Below are 20,551 nucleotides of genomic sequence, written 5' to 3'. Positions count from 1 at the left end.
GCTGGAAAATAATACTGCCGCTTGCCCCGTTATTCCGCGCAGCAGGCGTCCTTTTTCGGGGACTCGTCGACGCCGCCGTTCCCGTCGGCTGCGACCGGGTCCTCGAGCCGGTAGAGGCTCTGTCGAGCGTCCGCAAAGTAGATGTCCTCGTCGACGATCCCGATCTCTTCGAGGCGCTCGAGCGCGTATCGTACCGTCCGGGCCGAGAGCATCGATTCCTCGACGATCTGTTTTTGCGTCAGCGGCCCGTCGTACTCGAGGACCTTGAAGACGAGTTTCGCACTCGGTGGCAAGTCTTCGATTTCCTCCCCGTCGGTCTCTGCCATATTACGATTCGAAACGCCCCAGAAGTATAAAAGTTGAGCCTTACCGGGATCGTGAGTGTGGTAGATTACGACACTGTTACTCTGGTAAAGTGTCCGTTGGGCCGTCGAACGACCGAGTCTGAGTGCCGTGGTCGATCCGGAGCAACCGGTCGAACGTACCGGGAGTCGGTCGGACGTGTATATTCGTCTCCGTGAGTTCGATCCGTGGCTGAAAAACCGGCTCCCGTACGGTTCGGCAGGAACTATCCCTCGCCGATCATCCGGTCTTCGTCGGCCCACTCCTCCTGGCGGAGTTCGTACTTCTGGGTCTTCCCGGTCGCGGTCTTGGGGAGCTCTGCGACGTATTCGATCCGGCGAACGACCTTGTAACTCGCCAGCTGTTCGCGAGTGAACTCGGTCAGTTCGTCGGCCGACACCGGCGGATCGGTCGGATCGCCGTTCGACGGCACGACGAAGGCCTTCGGCGTCTCGCCCCACTGCTCGCTCGGGGCCGGAATCACTGCCGCATCCGCCACCGCTTCGTGGTCGAATAAGGTGTCCTCGAGTTCGATGCTCGAGATGTTCTCCCCGCCCGAAATGATGATGTCTTTCTTGCGGTCCCGGATCGCGATCATGCCGTTCTCGTCGACGGTCGCGAGATCGCCGGTGTGGTAATAGCCTTCGACGCGATCGTTGAACGCCTCTTCGGTCGCTTCGGGCTTGTTCCAGTAGCGATCCATGATCTGGTTGCCACGGACGACGACCTCGCCCAGCGTCGCATCGTCGCGCGGAACGTCCGCGCCGTCCTCGTCGACGACGCGGACGTCGGTGCCGAGGACGCCCATCCCCTGGCGCTTCTTGATCTCGAAGCGGTTGTCGTCGGTCATGAGCCGCTTCGCGTCGGAGATCGTGATCAGCGGGCCCGTTTCCGTCGCCCCGTAGAGGTGTTTCAGATACCAGCCGAACCGATCCTCGACGGCCCGAATGGTCGCCTCCGGCGGCGCGCTGCCGGCGGTCGTCACGCGAACTTGCTTCTCGCCCATCATCGCGGGTTCGCCCTCGCTCTCGTAGTAGTCGATCAGTTGATTGAGCACTGCCGGTGCCGCACAGAGGAACGACACGTCCTCCTCGCGGATCGACGAGACGACCTCGTCGGCGTTGACCCCGCGCGTACAGACGTGGGTCGCACCCATCCCGGTCACCGCGTAGATGTGCCCCCAGCCGTTGACGTGGAACATCGGCAGCGTCCACAGGTAGGTGTCGTCGTCGGTGATCTCGTGGTAGATCGACATCAGGTACGCGTGGATCGTCTCGGACCGATGCGTGCGACAGACCCCTTTCGGATCGCCCGTCGTCCCCGAAGTGTAGTTGATCGTGATGATCTCGTCCTCGCTCATCTCGGGGCGGTCGAACTCGGTGTCGGCAGCCGAAACGAGTGCATCGAACTCCTCCCACTTGCCCTCGACAGCGTCGGCATCGTTCGTTACGAACGTCTCCGTCGGCACGTCGTCGCGGATCGCTTCGATCTTCGCTGCGTACTCGTAGTCGGCGAAAACCACGTCGACGCCCGCGTCCGACAGGATGTACTCGTAGTCGTCCGGCTCGAGTCGGTAGTTCAACGGCGTGTGGACCGCCCCGAGTTGCATCGCGCCAAACGCCGCTTCGAGGTGGTAGTGGGTGTTCGGATCGAGAACGGCGACGCGATCCCCTTTCTCGATTCCACGCTCCTGTAGCGCCGCTGCGAAGCGGTCGACCCGTTCGCCGAACTCCGCGTAGGTGAACCGATCGCCGTCGGCACCCACGATCGCTTCCTCGTCCCCGTAGTGGTCCCGTGCCTGCTCGAGGAAATCCGTGACAATGAGTGGCGTCTCCATACGCAGCAATTTTTGCAGATCGATCGTATAGGGATTTCGTTTATGATCAATCAGGCAAGACGCACGTTTGAAATATTATGAGTAATGCTGTCTGATTTCGCAGACACGTGAGCCGTCGGAAGCAGTGGCGACATCGTCGGGACCCCGTCCGCTACAGTTGTTCCCAGACTTCCTCGTCGTCTTCGAAGCCGTCGGGATCGTCGGCGTCCGCGAATTCGTCGATTCCGTCGAGTTCGGAGACATCACCGGTCGGGAGTTCTCCGTCGGCGTCGACGACGGCCGACTGGTCCTGGAGATCCATCTCCGGCCACGCGGTCTCCTCCCAGAGGCCGCGGTCGCTGTAGTAGTAGACGACCCCGTCGCTGACGACCGCGAACAGCCCCCGCTGGTGGTCGTGGACGACGCGCTCGTTGGTATCGATGGCGACGTCGACGACGTCCTCGAGCGTATCCAGCGAGACGTGATAGTCGCCGATCCACATCGGGATCGATCCCCGCGAGATCCACTCGGCGTAGCGCTGTTCGTGCACTGCACGTCGCGCGGCTTCGATATCGGTTGGCGACCGGCGAGCGACGACCGCCCCAGCGACCAACGAGAGCGTCCCGAGCACTGACAGCCCGCCGATCAGCGCCGGACTTCGGGACTCGGTCGTCCGAATCGTGCCGCTCCGATGGCTGTGGGACGCGGAGTCCGAGAGGGATTCTTCCAGCCAATAGGCGTCCTCGGTAATCGTTACCGGCGTCGTGGTCGTCAGCGTTCCCTGATGGCGGCCCGTGTCGTACTCGACACGGAGTTCCAACATCAGTTCGACCGTCCCGACGCCGCTGACCTCCCGCTCGAGTTGGCGCTGTCGCTGGCGGTAGGATTCGATATCGAGCGTCGTCTCCGACGTTGCGACCCCGGTTTCGACCGACGGCGACTCACGGAGCAGTTGGTGGCTCTCGTTCCAGAACGCCGCCCCATCACGAACCGCATCGAAACGCAGGGTGAGTTCGTGGGTGACGTTCGCATCCTCGATCGCGGCCCCATCGGTTTCGTTTCGCAGCGTCGTCTTGGGCTCGACGGTCAGTTCCGGCGTCGTGTTCAAGAAGTAGACCGAGCTATCGGTGAGTTCGTCACCGTCGGACCAGAGCGGTCCATCCTGGACGACGATCGCGCTGGTTTGCCCCTCGGTCGAGACGCGTTCCTCGTCGAACTGGGGAGTCGTCGTGGTTTCCGGGTTCGCGACGGCCCAACCGGTCGCTCCGATCGCCAGGACGCCGACGACGACCAACGCGATCGCGATCGCCCGTCCCTGTTTGGCGAGTAGCAACTCGAGGCGGGGGTTATCGATCATCCCTGTTCATCCCCCACGAGCAACCTCCCGACCGAACACGCTCGCTGGCCGACCAGTCCGCTTCCGAACTCGTCGGTTATTGGGACAGTCCATGTCTCAGTGAAAGAAATCGACCGTGATAAGGGTAGTGGCCCCAGGCCGGCTATTCCCGGTTTCGGAGCCACTTTCGAAGCTTCCGCTCGAGTCTGGTCGACAGCGGGACGTGATCGCCCGCGGACCGAAACCGAATGTCGCTGCTGCCAAACACCAGCAGGACGATCACGACCGAAACGGCGACGATAACGCCGTTTACCGCCGCAATGGCAGCAAGCGGGTGGACTCCGTGAAGCCAGATCAGGACGGCGGGTGGCAACACTGCCAGATAGCGGTACTCACCGAGGTGACGCGTGTACTGGCCGGTCCGGTCAGGGGCGGACAGCGACACCGTTGTTTCTCCACTCCCCCGAATACCGATCGTCTGGTGTGAGGGATCGGCGCTGATCCGACCGCTTTGGGGCTCGTGGACGACGACGACGGGAAGATAGCCGGCGTTGTCGACGGTACGGGTAAGCTCCGCGGTTTCGCCGGGTGCGACGATCTGTGGGTTCTCGTCGGGCGACTCGCTGCTCACGAGTTCGTACTCGGTCGTCCCCGACGGGACGACCATCGCTGCGGTTGCGAACGTGACGAACACGAGCAAGACGAGTCCCAGCGCGGTCCAGAACGCGATCACGTTCTCGCGCGAACGCGAGCGCCGCGTCTCGCGCCGGCCCGGGCCGAGCCGATCGAAGACGGTCCCAAAGCCGAGCAAGGCGACCCCGGCTGCGACCATGAGGGCACCAAGTCCGTTCGTCGACATCGTCGCCAGTCCGAACACCGACGCGACCGTGCCGGCGACCGATGCCGCGACTCCCCGGACACCCATGACGACGGTCCCCAGATACGGGATCGTTACCACGTCTCCGTTCACCTGCAAGACTTCGGCGACGATCTGGCCCTCGGTGACGTGGGGCTCGTCGCCGTCCTGATCGGTAAACGGGTTGGCGTCGCCTTTCGTCACGTACCCCTCATCGGTCTCGCCGACGACGCGGTGGGTCGTCAGCCCGCCGTCGTGAAGCTCTCGTGCCTGATAGACGACGACGTCTCCCTCCTGGACGTCGCCGGCAACGAGACTTGGAATCGCGACGAAACCGTCGCCGGCGTCCATCGTCGGCTCCATACTGCCGGTCGCGACGTACCCCAGCAGGATGGGCTGCCCGAGCAACTGACCGACCACTAACAGGAGGACGGCCAGGACGAGCACGAGTCCGAGGCCCCGCTGTACGAGCGTGCCGGCAGTCATCAGTCACTACCAGAGAGTGTCATGGTTCGGGAACGATTCGAGTAGGATACGTTATCAGTCCAGTAGTATAAATGTCGCGAGAGTCGGGAGTCGAGTGGTCTCATACGATGACGGTTTGATCGGGGCGCGGTGACACCATCGGGTCAACGACTACAGGAACGCCCACCGGCGGTTGGCGGCGATCGCCAGGAACAACAACCCTGCCGTCGCGGGGGGTGCAAGCGCCGCCGCGGTCTCCGGCGAGAGTTCGCGATCCCGAATCGAGAACGCAGCCCGTTCGACGGTTACCGGACCCGCGGTCTCGCCACTGACGGCAGTCTCGTACGTCCCAGATTCGTCGAACTGTCGCTCGAAGGACACGGTTCGGTCCTCGTTCGCCGGGACCGAAACGGCCCGGGTATCGACGACGATTCCGTCGATTGCCAACTCGAGCGTCCGCGTCACTCGCTCGTTCGTGGGATTTCTGACAGTCGCCTCGATCGTCGTCGATTCCCCGACCGTAATGGTGGGGTCGACGACGGTCGCGTTGACGACCTCGACCGGCGGCCCCTCGACAGTTACCGACGCGCTTCCAGCACCCTGGATGCCGACATCGTACGCCCCGGTCCACTCCATCGTTCGCTCGAACGAGACGGTTCTGGACTCGCCGGGCGCGAGCGTGATCGTCCGCTGGTCGACGACCGTCCCGTCAACGGTCAGACTCGTCGTCATCGATTCGGCGGCGTCGCCGACGTTCCAATACGTCGCCGTCGCGGTTACGGTCTCTCCGGCCGAAACTGTCGTCGGTGAGACGTCGAAACTCGAGGGTTCGATGGACGCTGCTGTCGAGGAACCCGATCCGCCTGAGCCACCTGCGGACTGCCCCGACTCAGTTTCGTTGTCCGCGTACTCCACCGTGACTGTGAACGTCTCGGTCCCCGGTTGTGCGACGTGGGTATCGACCGCGACACCGATACTCGCGGTGTCACCGGCCGCGGGCTCGAGGGGACTCGATTCGCTGACCGTTGCCGTCGGCTGGTCGCTCCGGTAGAATGTGAGCCCGGGCACGTCGTGGTCGATCCAGATCCGCTCGACATCGTCGTCGGTGATCGTGATCGTGAATACGTCGTCCGCGCGGGTGACCGCGCGGTCGTTGAGGGCCTCGAAGTCAAGGCGGATTTCGCCGTCGGTTACCGCCACATACGCCTCGGACTTGGCCTCGAGAGCGACGCTATCGGCGGCTCGGTCCGTACCTATCGTCATGGCAGCCGTCGGTACTACGAGCGTGACCAACAACACGGATGCCGCCACATAATGGTACGGTTTCATATGACGAAACAGACGATGCAAGTAATGATCAGTGGTGTGGGGCCCGTCGGATTATGCGGAGGCCAGAATGGTCACGTTAGAGAGATATCCTGTGATCGTAGTAGAGGGGTCAAAGCTGGCGGAATCGCCGATACCGATGACCAACGACACCTCTTCGATGGGATTCGATCCGGACGTGGCGTCGAGAGAAACGGATGCCCCGCTCGATTCGTTCCCGACGATCGAACTACCGCTTTCGTCGAGGAACGCATACTCGACCGTGACCTGATTGGAGTTCCCGTCGGAGATAGTATTCTGGATGACGTGATTGTAGTCAGTGAGGATTGACGGTGAGGACGAAATCGTCGCGTCGCTCGAATAGATACTGAGACTGACGCTGTTGGAACCGTTGTTTATCGCTCGGAAGAGCGGGCTAAATTCCGTCGTAGCATTGAGATTCAGCCCCGAACTGTCACCCAGGCTATCAAACGTCAGCTCGAGTGTCCCACTCGTGATCGATGAAGCGTCGGTGTATGCGTTGCCGTCTACGTCTTCGTCGTCGAGTCCGAGTGCACCCGAGCGGTCGCCAGCGACGGCCACCGAGACAGTCCGGTCGGCTTCTACGCTACTAAATGCACCCGTTCCGAGTGCAGCTCCGCCACTTGCGACAATCGCTCCCAGTCCAACTAACACGTTGCGTCGATTCATTCTCATGGTTATAGTCTCCGTACCGCGCCCAGCACCACCGTGGGTGCCAGAACGCAGTTCCTACTCACACCCACAAACGCCACCCCCTTTGTATTGAGTGACCAGAACGGGCGAAAGACCGGCCATACGATCGTTCAAGGCCGTCCTGAACGCGGCTACCTGCCCCTCGAGGGTCGCAAGTGCCGCCTGAAACAGCACAATCAGTCCCGAATGTGGCGTGGCTAGTCATCGATCTCGAGGCCCCACGCTCACACTCGGAAGCGTTCGCTTCGCTCGAATCTACCGGGAACACGACCCAGAACCGTTCACTTCGGACGTTCGACGCCTGATTGATACCGTACGATATCGATCAGGAAGTACTTGTAACTCCCTCTCCGGCTTACGATATGCCAACGACGATGCGTATTTTTATAGTAGAAGGCCCGTAACTGGGTAAGAGACTCAAAAATGGTGGGAGAAAGAAACCGGGATGGTTCCCAGCGGGTGGGCTCAGGGAACCGTGGCTCGAGTCCGCTCATCGGAATCGTACTGCTGTTTGCGCTCGTGATTATGGGTGCGATGCTCGTCTTCGTCGCCGGTTCGGCGATGTTCGATGCGATCCAATCGGAAGCCAACAGTGAGCAGACTCAGCAGTTCGTCAGGGAGACCGATCACAGAATAACGACCGTCGCAACGACGGGAACGGATCAGCCGCTGCCGATCGACGAGATGCGAGGGAACGAACCGACGATTACGGACGACGGGAATATTACTGTCACGTGGTATAATGCCTCGAGCGGGAGTCGTACTTGTGCCCCCGTCGAGGGCGAACTCCGCGCACTCGAGTTCGAACTCGACGACCGGACGATCGCCCATCAGGGTGGTGGCATCTGGGAGAAAACCGATCGTGGTGTCAGTACCGTCTCGGAGCCCGAAATCAGCTACGACGGCGATTCGTTACAGCTCCAGATCATGGAACTCGAGGAGGGCGATTTCGGAGCGAGCGACACGGTCGCGAAAGCGAACTACAGCCGGTCGACGGAGCTAACCGAGACGATCGACACTCGTGCCAGAGCCTGCAGCGACGCTACCTCGATCGAGTTCAGCATCGAAAACAGTACGTACCACGAGGGATGGGCGGCGTATCTCGAGGACGCAGTCGGTGAGGACGAGTACAGCGAGGTGTCCGTAACCCACAAGCCAGCCACCGAAGACGTCGTCGTCCAAATCGAGAACGTCAGGACGCCGGTCGACAGCGCATCGCTGCTGGTCGAGTCCGACAACGGGCTCAAACACACGAGCGGAAACACTCAACCGGTCGAATTCGGGGACGATCTCCAGTTCCAGGCGACGCTGAACAACACCGGAAGCGAAACCGTCTCCGCACCGACGATGCGCGTCGCGGTGGATGGTGGGACGGTCGTCTCGGACAACAGTGCCAGTGGCGGCAGTGGGGCTGTTCCCGGCAACAAAGAGAAAGATCGGTCGGTCAAAATCGATTCGACCGACTACGAGGATCACCTCTCGCCCGGCGAGACGTACCACTACACGATCCAAACGCTCGATGAGTCCGGTAATATCGACGACACGCTCGATGATCCCGGGGAGTTCTACCTCGGAGAATCGGGGTCGAACTTCACTGTCGACGCCATCGAAACCACGTCGGCCGATGGCGACAACGCGACTATCAGCGCCGAGATCACGAACGTCGGCGTCGACGAAGGCGACCGGACCGTAACCATCGACTTCGATGAATACGATGTCTCTGCTAGCGAGGAGTTGACCCTCGACTACGGGGCGACCGGGACGGTCAACTGGACGGTCAACAAAACTGCACTTCCCTACGAGCCAAACGAGTTCGAAGTCGGGACCGGTGACGACACTGCAACCGGGACTATCGTCGGCGAGGCAACCGGGGACGAAGAGGCCGCGTTCACGGTCGTCGAGGACAACGGTGTCGGGGACGATCAGATCGTCACCGACGAGGAGCCGTTCACCGTCGAAGCCGTCGTCAAGAACACGTACGCCGACGAGCAGTCACGAGACGTCGCGTTGACGATTCCGGACGCCGACATCACCATGTCCGAGCCGACGACGGTCGAGAGCGGCGGGAGAAAGACGGTCTCGTTTACAGTCGATCCCACCGAGTACGATCTCGAGGCCGGAACGGTCTACGAGTACGACGTCACGGCCGGCGAGGAAGGCTTGAGCGAACCCGGATCGTTCTACGTCGGCAAGCCGGGAACGAACTTCGAGCTATCGAACGAGACCGTCACGGTCGAGGAGAACGTCACCGTCACGGCCGATCTGGAAAACACCGGCGTCGAGTCCGGCTCACAGACCGTAACGCTCGATCTCGAGTATCTCGACGAGATGCCGGCCGAACTCGAGGACGATAGTCCGTACGGACGGATCTTCGAAGGAGAAGTCAGCCGGTCGTTCGGCGAGTCGGACACCATCGAAATGGGATTCAACGGGACCAAACTGCTCGATGGAGAGTACAAGGCAACGATTCAAACTGAGGACGGAGTTAAAACGACGAACTTCACCGTTGATGCTGGGATCGATCCCGGTCGGGTCGGTCTGGGTGAGGTCGAGGACGCGAACGTGACCGTCGATGTCGTGGGGTCACAGGTCTCTGGTAACACCAGACGTGGAAACCCCTGGTTCGGTTACGAGTACGTTCATATACTCTCACCGATGACCCTCGACGTGGTCGCGAACGGCGGGACGGAACACTCATTCGAAAACCCCAGCGGCGGCGATAACATCAATACTGGGCCGACGTGGCAGGACAAGACTGGTGACAGTTACACGTACAACTTCACGGTCGAAAGCGAGACGGAACTCACCCTCCGAAATACCAGATACAGGTCGTGCGCCGACCGAAGCACGGATCCCGACGAGTTACCACACTACTCGGATCCCGAGGACCGAGCGCTCGAATGGTGTAACAACGTCCCGACGACCTCCGTATTCGGCCCGATCGACGCATCACAGGGCCAGAACCTGCAGAACGTCCGCGTTCGAAGCGCGGAGAACAATACGATTCCGGCGCTTCCTGCGGGCGCGGACCAACAGATCAGTGCCACCGAGGTCCTCGATGAGCGAGGCCTGGTGAAAAACGAGGACGAACTCGACCTCGGACCTGGCGAGTTCGTGTTCCTCTTCGAAAACACGGCCGACTGTGGGCGAGGATGTGACAACGATGACATCGACGCGCTCTGGGACGACGCAGTCGAAGCCTACGAACGAAACCCCGATGCAACCAACGACCCGGACTTCAACGATCTGATCGTGTACGTTCAGGTCGAACGTGCGGGTGTCGATCCCGGAACGCCCAGTATTACGATCATGCCCGGCGGCGGCGACTCGACCGATGTCGATACCGGTGACGGGCAGACGGCGGGCGACGCTCCCGAGGAAGTCGATCCGAGCCTCGAGGGAGACACTGACGAAGGGGCAGGTCCCGACGTCGGAACCGGGACGTCCAACGACGACGTGACGGGCGGTATGACGGGTGAAACCGGTGTCGATGTCGACGCTGATCACATCGTGATCGGCTGACGGCAGCGTTGTGACCACCCCTCCGTCTTCGACTGAGACGGGGCCTACCGCTGTGGCTCTGTAGCGACGGGGCTCGATGTATCTAGGGCCACCGTCAACGAAACCGAACAGAACCCACCGAAACGGAATCCAAACGACTCCAGACCACGATACGTTATGCGATCGCTCACAACTCTCAGCTTCGGACTGATTATCATCGGCGGGCTCGTGCTCGCCGCACCGAGCGGCGCATTCGACATGACGAGTGCCGACCGCGGGGCCAGCATCGAGACCGCACCTGACGAACATGCACTCGTCGGAATCGAAAACGAACCGATCAGTCTGGTCAAAGAAGACGGGAGTCTGGTAGCCGACTGTCTGTTCTGCAATTACGAGTATGAGTATACCGACGTCGAACTCGTCACGATTACCGATCACACACCGTCGTCCGGCCTCGAGGTGACGGATGCAGGACTCGAGATGTCGGCGGGGGCGACCGACTATCCGTCCCTCGAAGCGTACGATATTCGGACGAGCAACGACGAATACGTCGTCGAAGGGACGCTTCGGTGTGACGCAACGCCGGTCGGCTTCTTCCGATTCGATCAGCGAAGCAGCAGTACGGATCTCACGATGGATCTCGAGACCAGCGATGGATCGATTACCGTCGAACTCCAGCGGGAGATTCCCGTCCAATGTGAGTGACCGTCTCGTCGGGTACCCGATTCTCGCTTCGAAAAACGAGAGTGAGCGGTCCGGAGCCGAATCGGCCTGTCTCCAGAATCGGACGCTGATGGTTGTGAACGGTGTCCAAATGGGGCCCTGGTCGGCAACAAGTGTTATGTATCAACGACACCGATATTCGTACTGAACAGGGGGATGGCGACAACCAGCGAGAGCAAACCGGCTACAGCGGGGGCGACAGGTCAGGACGATCAGTCGCGTGAAGGCGAAATCTTCGACCTGCTGAGCAACCAGCGTCGCCGGTACGCTATCCACTACTGCAAGCGCGAGGGCGAACCGGTTCCGCTCGGCGATCTCGCCGAACACGTCGCTGCCTGGGAACTCGAGAAGGAGGTCGCGGAGATTACGTCCGCCGAGCGAAAGCGCGTCTATACGTCCCTCCAGCAGACGCACCTGCCGACGCTCGAGCGAGCCGACGTGATCGAGTTCGACGACCGGACGATCGAACTCACCGATGAGGCGGCAGAGCTGGACGTCTACCTCGACATCGTGCCCGGTGACTCGGTCCCGTGGGGCGTTTATTATCTGGGACTTGCCGCAGTCGGCTCGGTCGTGATGGCGGGGCTGTGGCTCGAGATAATCCCGACCGAGACGGTCCCGGAACTCGGGTGGGCGACAGCGGTGTTTGGCTTGTTCGCCGTCTCCGCGGTCGTTCACGTGGTACAGAATCGGCGGATGCGACTCGGGAAGATGGAGCGGCCACCGTAACATGACTCGAATTTGGACGATCGTCGCGGTCGGTTTGATCACCGTGGGAGTGATCACGATGGCCGGTCCGACGTTCGGATTCTCGTCACTCGCAGCCGATCGCGGAGTCCAGGTGACCGCTGTGGACGATCCGAACGCGTTTCTGGGTGTCGTCGACAACTCGGGATCGACAGATGCAGATATCGGCAACAGCAACGACGAGAGTTCGCTGTACTACCTCAACGACAATGCGGGTGAGTTCTCGAGTGCCAGTGCGATCAGCGCCGACGTGACCGGGTTCAACGGCGAGGCAACGAGCCTCAACGCGCGCGTTGAGGCCGATAGCGGGACGGACGACTACGTCGTCACCGTCGACTGTGGGAGTTCGAATCGGAAAGGAGACGGAACCGTCACCGTCGATATCGTCGCAGCGGACGGCATCCGGGTAGAAATGGAGCGGACGACCGCAGAGACGATCAGCGTGAACTGTCGCGGTGGCGGCAACGGCAAGACTGGCGACGGATTCGACAACCTTCGGGTTGGCGACGTGGACGCGTACACCTCACCCGGAGACGACCGACAGGAGTTCGCGTTCACTCCCTCGAGCAAACTCAACTCCGGAAACGGTGAAGTCAGAATCGACCTGAACGATGCGCACCCGGACGCGGTCGACTACGAAGCGCCACCGACGTACTATCCCGACGTGACGCTCACCCAGGGCAGCGGATGGGTGGAGTACGACGATACCACCCACGAGATCGTCTATCACGCGGGGTCACAGGATAAAGCCGGAAACGAGATTCGGATCTCGGTCGGCGATTACGCAGCCTACGAGCCAAGCGGTCCACACGAAGTCACGTTCACTCGGACGAAATCGGGGGCGCAGGGGAATACGTTCTTCAGCGTCGTCGACACGGGTAACACACCGCTCGAGAACGTCGACGTGAGCGACGTCCCGCGGGACTCACAGTACGACGACGGCGAGTCTCAGACGTTCGCGTTTACGTTCGGACTCGAGCCGAGCGGCAGTGATCAGCTCGCTATCGATCTCACGGAACCGCAAAACGGCGGCGTCGACTATTCGCAGATCGACTGGGGCGGAAACGCTCGTGGAATTACCGTCGTGAACGGAGGGGGCAGCGCGTGGTACGATTCGGATACCAACGAAATTCGGTACCAAGCCAACGGGGATTCGAAGGGAGACCGGGTCGAAATCCGGGTTAGGGGATACGCCACCGATAGCAGCGGTGGTCCGTACGAGGTTCCCGTCCGCTGGGAGCGGACGGGTGCCCACGAGAGCGATTCGTTCGTGATCGAGTAAGAGACAGCGTTAGTCAACGCGGTAATACTGATCCGAACCCCGTTTCGCCACCGAACCCGAACGCCTTTTTAGCGCCCGCCCCGCAGTTGCTCTCATGTCGACCGAATCGATCAGCGACCGACGTGAGCACATTCGCTCGGTCAGCGTGACGGCGTTGTCCGCGTTGTTGGGCGTCGGCGCGGCGCTGGCTTCCGCGACTTGGGTTGGCGTCTCCGAGGCGGCGGCCCAGGACACGCAGGCGCTCGCGTTCGTCTTCGGGGCGATCGTCGTCCAGTACATCCTCATCAACGCTTCGGGGATTTACGGCGAGGACGAGTTTGGGACGAAACACTATCTGTTCGTCGCGTTCATGACCTTCGCACTGTGGTTCGTGACCTGGGGGATTCTCCTCACCTCGGAGGTCTCGGGCTAACATGGCCGACGATAGCATCGCCGTCGTAGACTTAGACCGGTGTCAGCCCGACCGGTGTAGCTACGAGTGCAAGAACTACTGTCCGCCGAATCGAACGGGGAAGGAGTGTATCACGCTTCGCGGCGAGGAGGCCGCGGAAGGCCAACCCGAGCAGATCCACATCTCCGAGGAGATCTGTCTGGGCGAAACCTGTGGCATCTGCGTCGAGAAATGCCCGTTCGACGCCATCGAGATCATCAACCTCCCACAGGAACTGCAAGACGAGCCGGTCCACCGCTACGGCGAGAACGCCTTCTCGCTGTACGGCCTTCCCGCGCCACAGGAGGGGCAAGTCACCGGTATTCTCGGCCCCAACGGGATCGGGAAGACGACGGCCGTCCGGATCCTCGCCGGCGAACTCGAGCCCAACCTCGGCCGTCACGAAGCGGAGCCGGGATGGGACGAGGTACTCGAGGCCTATCGCGGGACCGAGCTACAGGACTACATCGCCGACGTGCGCGACGGTGACATCACGATCGCACGCAAGCCCCAGTACGTCGATCAGATCCCGAACAGTTTCGACGGCAACACCCGCCAGCTGCTCGAGCGGACCGACGAGCGGGGTGCCCTCGACGAACTGGTCGACCGGCTCTCGATCGGACCCGTCATGGAGCAGTCGATCGACGACCTCTCTGGTGGCGAACTCCAGCGGGTCGCCATCGCGGCGACGCTGGCCCGGGATACGGACTTCTACTTCCTCGACGAGGTGACGCCGTATCTGGACATCGGCCAGCGCGTGACCGCAGCGCGGCTGATCCGCGAACTCGCCGAGGAGGAGGACAAGTCGGTGCTCGTCGTCGAACACGACCTCGCGATTCTGGACCTGCTCGCGGACACGCTCCACGTCGCCTACGGTGAGCCGGGTGCCTACGGTGTGATCACCTCACCCAAGTCCGTCCGCAACGGGATCAACGAGTACCTCTCGGGCTATCTCGACAACGAGAACATGCGGATCCGGCCGAACCCCATCGAGTTCGAGGAGCACGCGCCCCGAAGCGTGACCCGCGCCGACACGCTCGTCGAGTACCCAGATCTCACGAAGAGCTACGGCGACGGCGAGTTCAGCCTCGAGGTCGAGGGCGGCACGATCCGGGAGAACGAAGTCCTGGGCGTCGTCGGCCCCAACGGGATCGGGAAGTCGACCTTCGCCAAGTTGCTGACCGGGAACCTCGGGCCGGACGAGGGCGACGCCGATCTCGATCAGAACATCTCGTACAAACCCCAGTACGTCACCATCGACCAGCACATGCGGGTCGACGCCTTCCTCTCCTCGATCACCGACCAGTTCGGGTCGTCCTACTGGAACACCGAGATCGCCCAGCCCCTCCAGTTGGAACGGATCATGGAACAGAACCTCTCCGATCTCTCCGGCGGTGAACGCCAGCGGGTCGCGATTGCGGCCTGCCTCTCCGATTCGGCGGATCTCTACCTGCTCGACGAGCCCTCCGCCCACCTCGACGTCGAACAGCGGGTCCAGGCCGCGAAGGCCATCCGGCGCTTCGCCGAACAGCAGGATGCCACCGTGATGGTCATCGACCACGACATCTACATGATGGACCTGCTCGCCGACCGGCTGATGGTCTTCGACGGCGAACCCGCCGTCCACGGCCGTGCCGGCCAGCCACAACAGATGCGCGACGGCATGAACGAGTTCCTCGCGAACCTCGAGGTCACGTTCCGCCGGGACGAGCGCACGTCTCGGCCGCGGATCAACAAGCCCGAATCGCAGCTGGATCGCCAGCAGAAAAGCGAGGGCGAGTACTACTACGCGCCCTGAAACGGTGACAGCGGTCGATAGCGGCTAGCGTCGTCGGGCAGGTCTCGTTTTCGCACCCACCACGTCTCGCGGTCACTCGTCGGACCGTCGCGCGGAGCCATCGATTCTGGAGGGGACCAGCTACCGGTAGTGGGAGCCCGTGCGATCCGCCGACCGGGCTTGATTGCCGATAGAGTGGGACCCGGGACTACATGGATTCGAATTTGCGCGTCAATCGAATCGTTCAATAGGCAAACCTCTTTCGAGGAACGTATGGCTAAACAACAGGTACTTGGTGTCGCACTGATCCTGGTCGCGGTCGGCCTCATCGGTGGCGCAGTGGTGGGCCCGATCTCGACGTATCAAGAGGTCCAGAGTCACGAAACGACGCAAGCGGAGATCGTGCAGTCGCAGATGGAGTCGGCCACCGAGGAGGAGGAGGGGGAAACCGAGGTCGAATACTACCCACGTATCGAGTACGAGTACGCCGTTGATGGAACGAGTTACACCGACAATCGCGTCTTTCATCCGACGCAGGTAGAGAACGAGGAGGGTGAACTTCGCGGGAAGGAGTTCGACGATATGAAAGATGCAGAGGAAGTCGTCTACAGGTATCAGCCCGAGACGACCGCGACCGTCTACTACGACCCCGACGATCCGGCCGTCTCCTATCTGGAGGATCCGTCACGTAGCCTGCTGGGTGCCGCGGGAATGCTGGCGCTGTTCGGTCTCTTTGCCGGTGGAGGTGGCGTCGGTGGACTGCTCGGAATCGTCTCGTTGGACGAAGAATGAGTGGACTCGCAGACGTCGCCGGGGTGGCGATGCGCGAACGAATACCGACAGTCAGCTAATCAGCCGCTGACAGCTTCCACAGAGGTTCTCCTCTTTGATGTCGACCTCGCGGACCGTCGGCGAGAAGTTCATCACACAGCGGTTGTTGTCGCAGTGCTCGAGGCCGTAGGTGTGGCCGATCTCGTGGACGATCTCCTTGCGGACGCGATCCTGAAAGATGTCGGCGGCGCTTTGATTCGAGAAGCCGCCGTCGCTGGAGGTCTGGAGCCGGTAGGTGGAGACGACGCTGCCGCTGCCGTCGAGGTAAGCGAGCCCGAAGACGTAGTTGCGTCGGCGATAGAAGAGGTCCTGTGGTGTGATCGCGATGTTTTTTTCGCCACGGCCGACCCGTTCGGCCAGTTGAATGAACGTTTCGGCGGAGTACTGGTTCCGGTCGGAGTCGTAGGCTCCGTTAGGGACCGACTGCGAGTCATTGACCGACACGTCGCAGTCGTAGACCGATCGCAACGCAGCGGAGGCCGCTCGCTTGACCTCGGCGGGCACGTTGCCGACCGGCACGATATCGACGAGCATGGCAAAGGCTATGGCCGCGGGTGGCATAAACGTCCCGCCATGGCCCACTCTCGCCGGAATCCGGATGCAATACTTGCGCATCTCACCGCCTACGAGCGAGCCGTCGAGATCGGGATCGGCCGTCGAACCGAACTGGCCCGAGCGCTGGCCGCCAGGGGCGTCTCGGTGACTGCGACGGACGTTCACGATCGAGCGGTGCCGGAGGGGGTGACGTTCGTCCGTGACGATATCGTCGACCCCGACCCGTCGGTCTACGCGGATGCAGACGTCGTCTACGCACGGAATCTCCCGCCGGAACTCCATCGACCGGCGCTCGAGGCGGCGCGCGATGCCGACGCCGATTTCCTGTTTACGACGCTCGGTGGCGACAGCCCGGCAGTCCCCGTCGAGCGAGTGACAGTCGACGAAGGGACGCTGTACGTCGCTCGAGCGCCCTCGGACGACCGCGGCCCGAGTCGCGTCTCGTAGCGAACGGGATCTCGATCGATCGGGGCCATCTTCTTGCCGGTCCAATTCGTATCGGGTCGTATGGAGGAACTTTCCCTCGGCGTTCCCGAACCGATTCTCGATCGACTACCGGCCGACGACGAGAGCGCGGCCGCCGACATGCAGAAAGCGGTCGCGGGCTGGGAAGACCAGCTCAATCGACTCCTCGAGGCGGCCGACGACGAGCGCGAGGCAGCCGGGCAGGTGCTCGAGGTGATCGAACGGTTCGAGGAACGCTACGAGACGTACGACGCGTTCGTCCCCGAGTTGCGGGCGTGGGGACAGTCCCCGATCTACGCGATCGCGTGGCGAACGCTGTACGCCGACGTGATCGCCCAGATTCACGAACACGACGAACTCGGCGAGCACCTCGATCGGGAGCGAAACGCACGAATCGTCGAGGACGGGATCCGATTGCAGGATCGGTAGCGGCTCCCGATCGACAGCTGTGTTTTCATAAGCAATCTATACGGTCCGACATAGCCATAATAGCGTCAGGTAGCCGTTAACAGCTCGGATAAATAGCTGAATTATTGACTGGCGACATGTGTTGGTGGACAACATTTTTGTAGTCGCACTCGAGAGATCCGTTCGTGGCAACGACGACCGACGGGTCTCCGACGACCGAGGCCAGCACGCTCGATCTGACGACGCGCGTGCGTCGTCGCGTCCTGCCGGCGCTCCACCGGATCAAGGAGCCCCTCGGCGGGTACGCGATCTGTCGACAACACCCAAACGAGTACGTCGGCACCCTCAAGCGCGGGCTGGACGCTGTCAGGTCGACCCTCGAGTCGATGGCGTTCGAGAGGGAACCGATCGCCGCCCTGAAAGTTCACGACGACGGGCGGCTCTCGGCGGGCAGTTGGGTTCGACGCGAGTCGTCGCTGGCGACGTGGCAACTACACGTCACCCTGTTTCGGACCGACAGCGGGGCTGTCGAGGTGTTTGCCCACCGTGAGTACTCGTGGCTCCGCCACCCCTACAAACACTATACGCAGGACGGATGGGACATCCACGGCGGCGTCGAGCGGATGCGGTCGCTGCTGTCGGACCGCGGGGTTTCGTTCTGGATCGAGTGAGCCAGCGGGGACGTTCCGGACTCGGATCGATCCTACCAGCCGGTGGTCGCCCTCCCAAGCGTTCAACTGCCGTGGCTGAGTACGGGGTGTATGGAGTTTACTGTCTCCCGTGCGGGGACGACACTCGTTACGCTTCACGGTGGATCCGACACGACAGCCTGTGACGAGGCGACGACGTCGCTCGCGGACGCCCTCGAGTCACTCGCTGTCGACGGGACGATCACTGACTGGGAAATCACGGACGCGGAGGTGTACGAACACCCGACCGCGCCGTTTGACCCGTACACGATCACGCTCGAGTTTACCGTGACGGTCACCGTCGTGGCCGACGACGCCGACGAGGCGACCGAGATCGGGGCGACGGCGATCGACGACGCGCTGGGCGCGGCCGGCGTCGAGTCGGTCTCGTATACGTCGTCGCCGGCGGCATCGACGGCGTGAGTACGGTGCCAGTGTGTGGTCTCGCCTGATAGGACGGATCGACCCGTTATCGCTTGGACTTATGCCGTCCGGACACGATTGTGACGTATGGAAATCGATCTCCGGTTTTTCGCGACCTTCCGTGAGGCCGTCGGGGAGAAAGAGCGAACGCGAACGGTCGACGACGACGCTACCGTCGGCGACGTGCTCACTGCGCTCGAGTCCGAATACGATGGGCTCGAGGGGCGATTGCTCGCGGACGGGACGATCCGACCACAGCTGAGCGTACTGAAAAACGGCCGAAACGTGGTGCACATGGCGGGTGCCGAGACGCGACTGAACGCCGGCGACGTCGTGTCGGTGTTTCCGCCGGTCGCGGGCGGATAACGCGGCCGAATCAGCACGACGACGAACGCCCGCTTCCCCCAGTATTTTCAACGTTCCGGAAAGAATCGCGACTATGCTCGATACAGTCGTCGAGTTCGTCCTCGAGGTGGGGGTCGATCTGCTCATCGACCGCAACGACGATCGGACGCTGGGCCAGCAGCTCTGTCTCTTCCTCGGCATCGTGATCGCCGTGCTCGCGATCGCCCTCGCGGTCGTCAGCGGTCCGCTGTACGGTCTCGGCGCGGGGGTCATCGCGCTGGCACTGCTCGTTTGCGGTGCGTGACCTGCCCGTCGGCTCGCGGTCGCGTCGTCCGTGGCAGCCGCGCCGATTTCGAGAGCGCTTTAGGCCTCGTTCGACTCGAGACGAACGTGACGGAAACCGACGGCAGCGACGGCGATCGCGGCCACGGCGGCCGCGCCGGGAAACCGGCGGACGAGCAGGCTCGCGAGCGTCCGGCAACGGCGGGTGCCGCCGGCCGCGAGGCGGTAACCTTCGAGTGGGACGGGATCCGTGCCGGATTCCTCACCTGTCTCCCGATCGCGCTCGGCGTCGGCGGGTACGGCGTCGCCTTCGGGGTGCTCGCTCGCAGGGCCGGGCTGAGCGTTGCGGAGGCGACGCTGATGAGCGCGACCGTTTTGGCCGGTGCCGCCCAGATCGTCGCCGTCGAGCTCTGGGCGGACCCGCTCCCCGTCGCGACGATCGTCCTCGCGACGCTCGCGATCAACCTGCGGTACTCCCTGATGGGTGCGGCGCTGGGTCCGTGGCTCGACGAACTCTCTTCGCTCCGGAGCTACGGGAGCCTCCTGTTGATGGCCGACGAGAACTGGGCGCTGACGATGCGCGAGCTCACGTCCGGCAGCGGGCGCGGCGGGTTCCTCTTCGGGACCGGTATCGCGATCTGGGTGTTCTGGGTCGCGTCGACGATCGTCGGAGCGACTGCCGGCGGTGCGATCGGCGATCCGGCTCGATACGGCATCGACTTCGTCCTCGCGGCGGTCTTCGTCGCGCTCGCGGCCGAACTCTGGGAGGGGCGTTCGACGCTCGTCCCGTGGCTCGTCGCGCTTGCGACCGCCATCGTCGCGGCGGCGGTCGTCCCGGGCCAGTGGTACATCCTGCTTGGCGGCTTCGCGGCCGCCGCCGTCGAGGTGATCCGCTATGATCAGTGAGGGGGCTCTCGCGCTCGACCCTCTGATCGTCGGTGCGATCCTCGCGATGGCACTCGTGACGGCAGCGACGAAAGTCGGCGGCTTCTGGTTCCTCCGCCGGATCGAGGTGAGCGAGCGACTCGAGGCGGGGCTGTCGGTCCTGCCGGGAGCGATCGTGATCGCGATCCTCGGACCGGAACTGGCCGCCGGCGGCCCGGCGGAATGGGGTGGGGCCGGCGTCGTCTTGCTCGTCATGTGGCGAACGGAGAACATCCTGCTGTCGCTGTGTGGCGGCGTCGGGGCCGTGGTCCTGTTTCGGACGCTGCTATGAGGCCGACCGATTACCGACGAAC

22 protein-coding genes are annotated in these 20,551 nt (G+C 62.4%); 15 read left to right on the top strand and 7 right to left on the bottom strand.

What is annotated here, in order from left to right; genetic code table 11:
• Positions 1-29 precede the first annotated feature (29 nt).
• The 6 genes from CP557_RS13210 to CP557_RS13185 form a co-directional block, all read right to left on the bottom strand.
• A complete protein-coding gene (locus CP557_RS13210) occupies positions 30-326 on the bottom strand; it encodes a winged helix-turn-helix transcriptional regulator (RefSeq protein ID WP_097380333.1) in 297 nt (98 codons plus the stop codon).
• A gap of 242 nt (positions 327-568) precedes the next feature.
• Positions 569-2,179 (bottom strand): long-chain-fatty-acid--CoA ligase, encoded by a 1,611-nt coding sequence (locus CP557_RS13205; protein WP_097380332.1) that lies wholly within the window; start codon positions 2,177-2,179, stop codon positions 569-571.
• A gap of 151 nt (positions 2,180-2,330) precedes the next feature.
• Positions 2,331-3,515: a DUF5305 domain-containing protein gene (locus tag CP557_RS13200; RefSeq protein WP_097380331.1), complete on the bottom strand. Its 1,185-nt coding sequence runs from the start codon at positions 3,513-3,515 to the stop codon at positions 2,331-2,333.
• A gap of 142 nt (positions 3,516-3,657) precedes the next feature.
• Positions 3,658-4,836, bottom strand: coding sequence for a signal peptidase I (locus CP557_RS13195; RefSeq protein ID WP_097380330.1), 1,179 nt, complete (start codon positions 4,834-4,836; stop codon positions 3,658-3,660).
• Positions 4,837-4,986: 150 nt separating this feature from the next.
• On the bottom strand, positions 4,987-6,144 hold the full coding sequence (locus CP557_RS13190) for a CARDB domain-containing protein (RefSeq protein ID WP_097380329.1): 1,158 nt from the start codon (positions 6,142-6,144) through the stop codon (positions 4,987-4,989).
• Between the two features lie 51 nt (positions 6,145-6,195).
• The gene (locus CP557_RS13185) at positions 6,196-6,837 is read right to left on the bottom strand and encodes a hypothetical protein (RefSeq protein ID WP_245853012.1); all 642 of its coding nucleotides are present in this window, start codon (positions 6,835-6,837) and stop codon (positions 6,196-6,198) included.
• A 477-nt stretch (positions 6,838-7,314) separates the two neighbouring features.
• On the opposite strand from CP557_RS13185, the gene CP557_RS13180 reads away from it, so the two are divergent.
• The 7 genes from CP557_RS13180 (at position 7,315) to CP557_RS13150 (ending at position 16,107) form a co-directional block, all read left to right on the top strand.
• Entirely contained in the window at positions 7,315-10,377 is a 3,063-nt protein-coding gene (locus CP557_RS13180) for a DUF7289 family protein (RefSeq protein ID WP_245853010.1), read from the top strand.
• A gap of 156 nt (positions 10,378-10,533) precedes the next feature.
• Positions 10,534-11,061, top strand: a complete 528-nt coding sequence (locus CP557_RS13175) for a hypothetical protein (RefSeq protein WP_097380327.1) — start codon at positions 10,534-10,536, stop codon at positions 11,059-11,061.
• A gap of 174 nt (positions 11,062-11,235) precedes the next feature.
• On the top strand, positions 11,236-11,808 hold the full coding sequence (locus tag CP557_RS13170; protein ID WP_097380326.1) for a DUF7344 domain-containing protein: 573 nt from the start codon (positions 11,236-11,238) through the stop codon (positions 11,806-11,808).
• A gap of 1 nt (position 11,809) precedes the next feature.
• Entirely contained in the window at positions 11,810-13,108 is a 1,299-nt protein-coding gene (locus tag CP557_RS13165) for a hypothetical protein (protein ID WP_097380325.1), read from the top strand.
• Positions 13,109-13,202: 94 nt separating this feature from the next.
• Entirely contained in the window at positions 13,203-13,520 is a 318-nt protein-coding gene (locus CP557_RS13160; protein WP_097380324.1) for an EMC6-like membrane protein, read from the top strand.
• 1 nt (position 13,521) lies between these two features.
• Positions 13,522-15,336: a ribosome biogenesis/translation initiation ATPase RLI gene (locus CP557_RS13155; protein ID WP_097380323.1), complete on the top strand. Its 1,815-nt coding sequence runs from the start codon at positions 13,522-13,524 to the stop codon at positions 15,334-15,336.
• Positions 15,337-15,588: 252 nt separating this feature from the next.
• On the top strand, positions 15,589-16,107 hold the full coding sequence (locus CP557_RS13150) for a DUF3592 domain-containing protein (protein WP_097380322.1): 519 nt from the start codon (positions 15,589-15,591) through the stop codon (positions 16,105-16,107).
• A 51-nt stretch (positions 16,108-16,158) separates the two neighbouring features.
• Here CP557_RS13150 and CP557_RS13145 read toward each other — a convergent pair whose 3' ends face one another.
• Positions 16,159-16,680, bottom strand: coding sequence for an archaemetzincin family Zn-dependent metalloprotease (locus tag CP557_RS13145; RefSeq protein WP_097380321.1), 522 nt, complete (start codon positions 16,678-16,680; stop codon positions 16,159-16,161).
• A gap of 39 nt (positions 16,681-16,719) precedes the next feature.
• On the opposite strand from CP557_RS13145, the gene CP557_RS13140 reads away from it, so the two are divergent.
• The 8 genes from CP557_RS13140 (at position 16,720) to CP557_RS13105 (ending at position 20,529) form a co-directional block, all read left to right on the top strand.
• Positions 16,720-17,148, top strand: coding sequence for a UPF0146 family protein (locus CP557_RS13140; protein ID WP_211290207.1), 429 nt, complete (start codon positions 16,720-16,722; stop codon positions 17,146-17,148).
• Positions 17,149-17,208: 60 nt separating this feature from the next.
• Positions 17,209-17,595, top strand: coding sequence for a hypothetical protein (locus CP557_RS13135; protein ID WP_097380320.1), 387 nt, complete (start codon positions 17,209-17,211; stop codon positions 17,593-17,595).
• 164 nt (positions 17,596-17,759) lie between these two features.
• Positions 17,760-18,245 (top strand): hypothetical protein, encoded by a 486-nt coding sequence (locus CP557_RS13130; RefSeq protein WP_097380319.1) that lies wholly within the window; start codon positions 17,760-17,762, stop codon positions 18,243-18,245.
• A gap of 90 nt (positions 18,246-18,335) precedes the next feature.
• Positions 18,336-18,686: a hypothetical protein gene (locus CP557_RS13125; RefSeq protein ID WP_097380318.1), complete on the top strand. Its 351-nt coding sequence runs from the start codon at positions 18,336-18,338 to the stop codon at positions 18,684-18,686.
• An 87-nt stretch (positions 18,687-18,773) separates the two neighbouring features.
• Positions 18,774-19,052, top strand: coding sequence for a ubiquitin-like small modifier protein 1 (locus CP557_RS13120; protein ID WP_097380317.1), 279 nt, complete (start codon positions 18,774-18,776; stop codon positions 19,050-19,052).
• Between the two features lie 73 nt (positions 19,053-19,125).
• A complete protein-coding gene (locus tag CP557_RS13115) occupies positions 19,126-19,335 on the top strand; it encodes a hypothetical protein (RefSeq protein ID WP_097380316.1) in 210 nt (69 codons plus the stop codon).
• Positions 19,336-19,421: 86 nt separating this feature from the next.
• Entirely contained in the window at positions 19,422-20,219 is a 798-nt protein-coding gene (locus CP557_RS13110; protein WP_211290206.1) for an AzlC family ABC transporter permease, read from the top strand.
• Positions 20,209-20,529 (top strand): AzlD family protein, encoded by a 321-nt coding sequence (locus CP557_RS13105; protein WP_097380314.1) that lies wholly within the window; start codon positions 20,209-20,211, stop codon positions 20,527-20,529. The genes CP557_RS13110 and CP557_RS13105 overlap by 11 nt, the downstream gene beginning before the upstream one ends.
• The last annotated feature ends 22 nt before the right edge of the window (positions 20,530-20,551 follow it).

Origin of the sequence: Natrinema ejinorense (genome assembly GCF_002494345.1) — an archaeon.
Taxonomy (GTDB): Archaea; Halobacteriota; Halobacteria; order Halobacteriales; family Natrialbaceae; genus Natrinema; species Natrinema longum.
The sequence above is the reverse complement of the archived record's forward strand: the minus strand, read 5'-3'. Positions and strand labels throughout refer to the sequence as shown.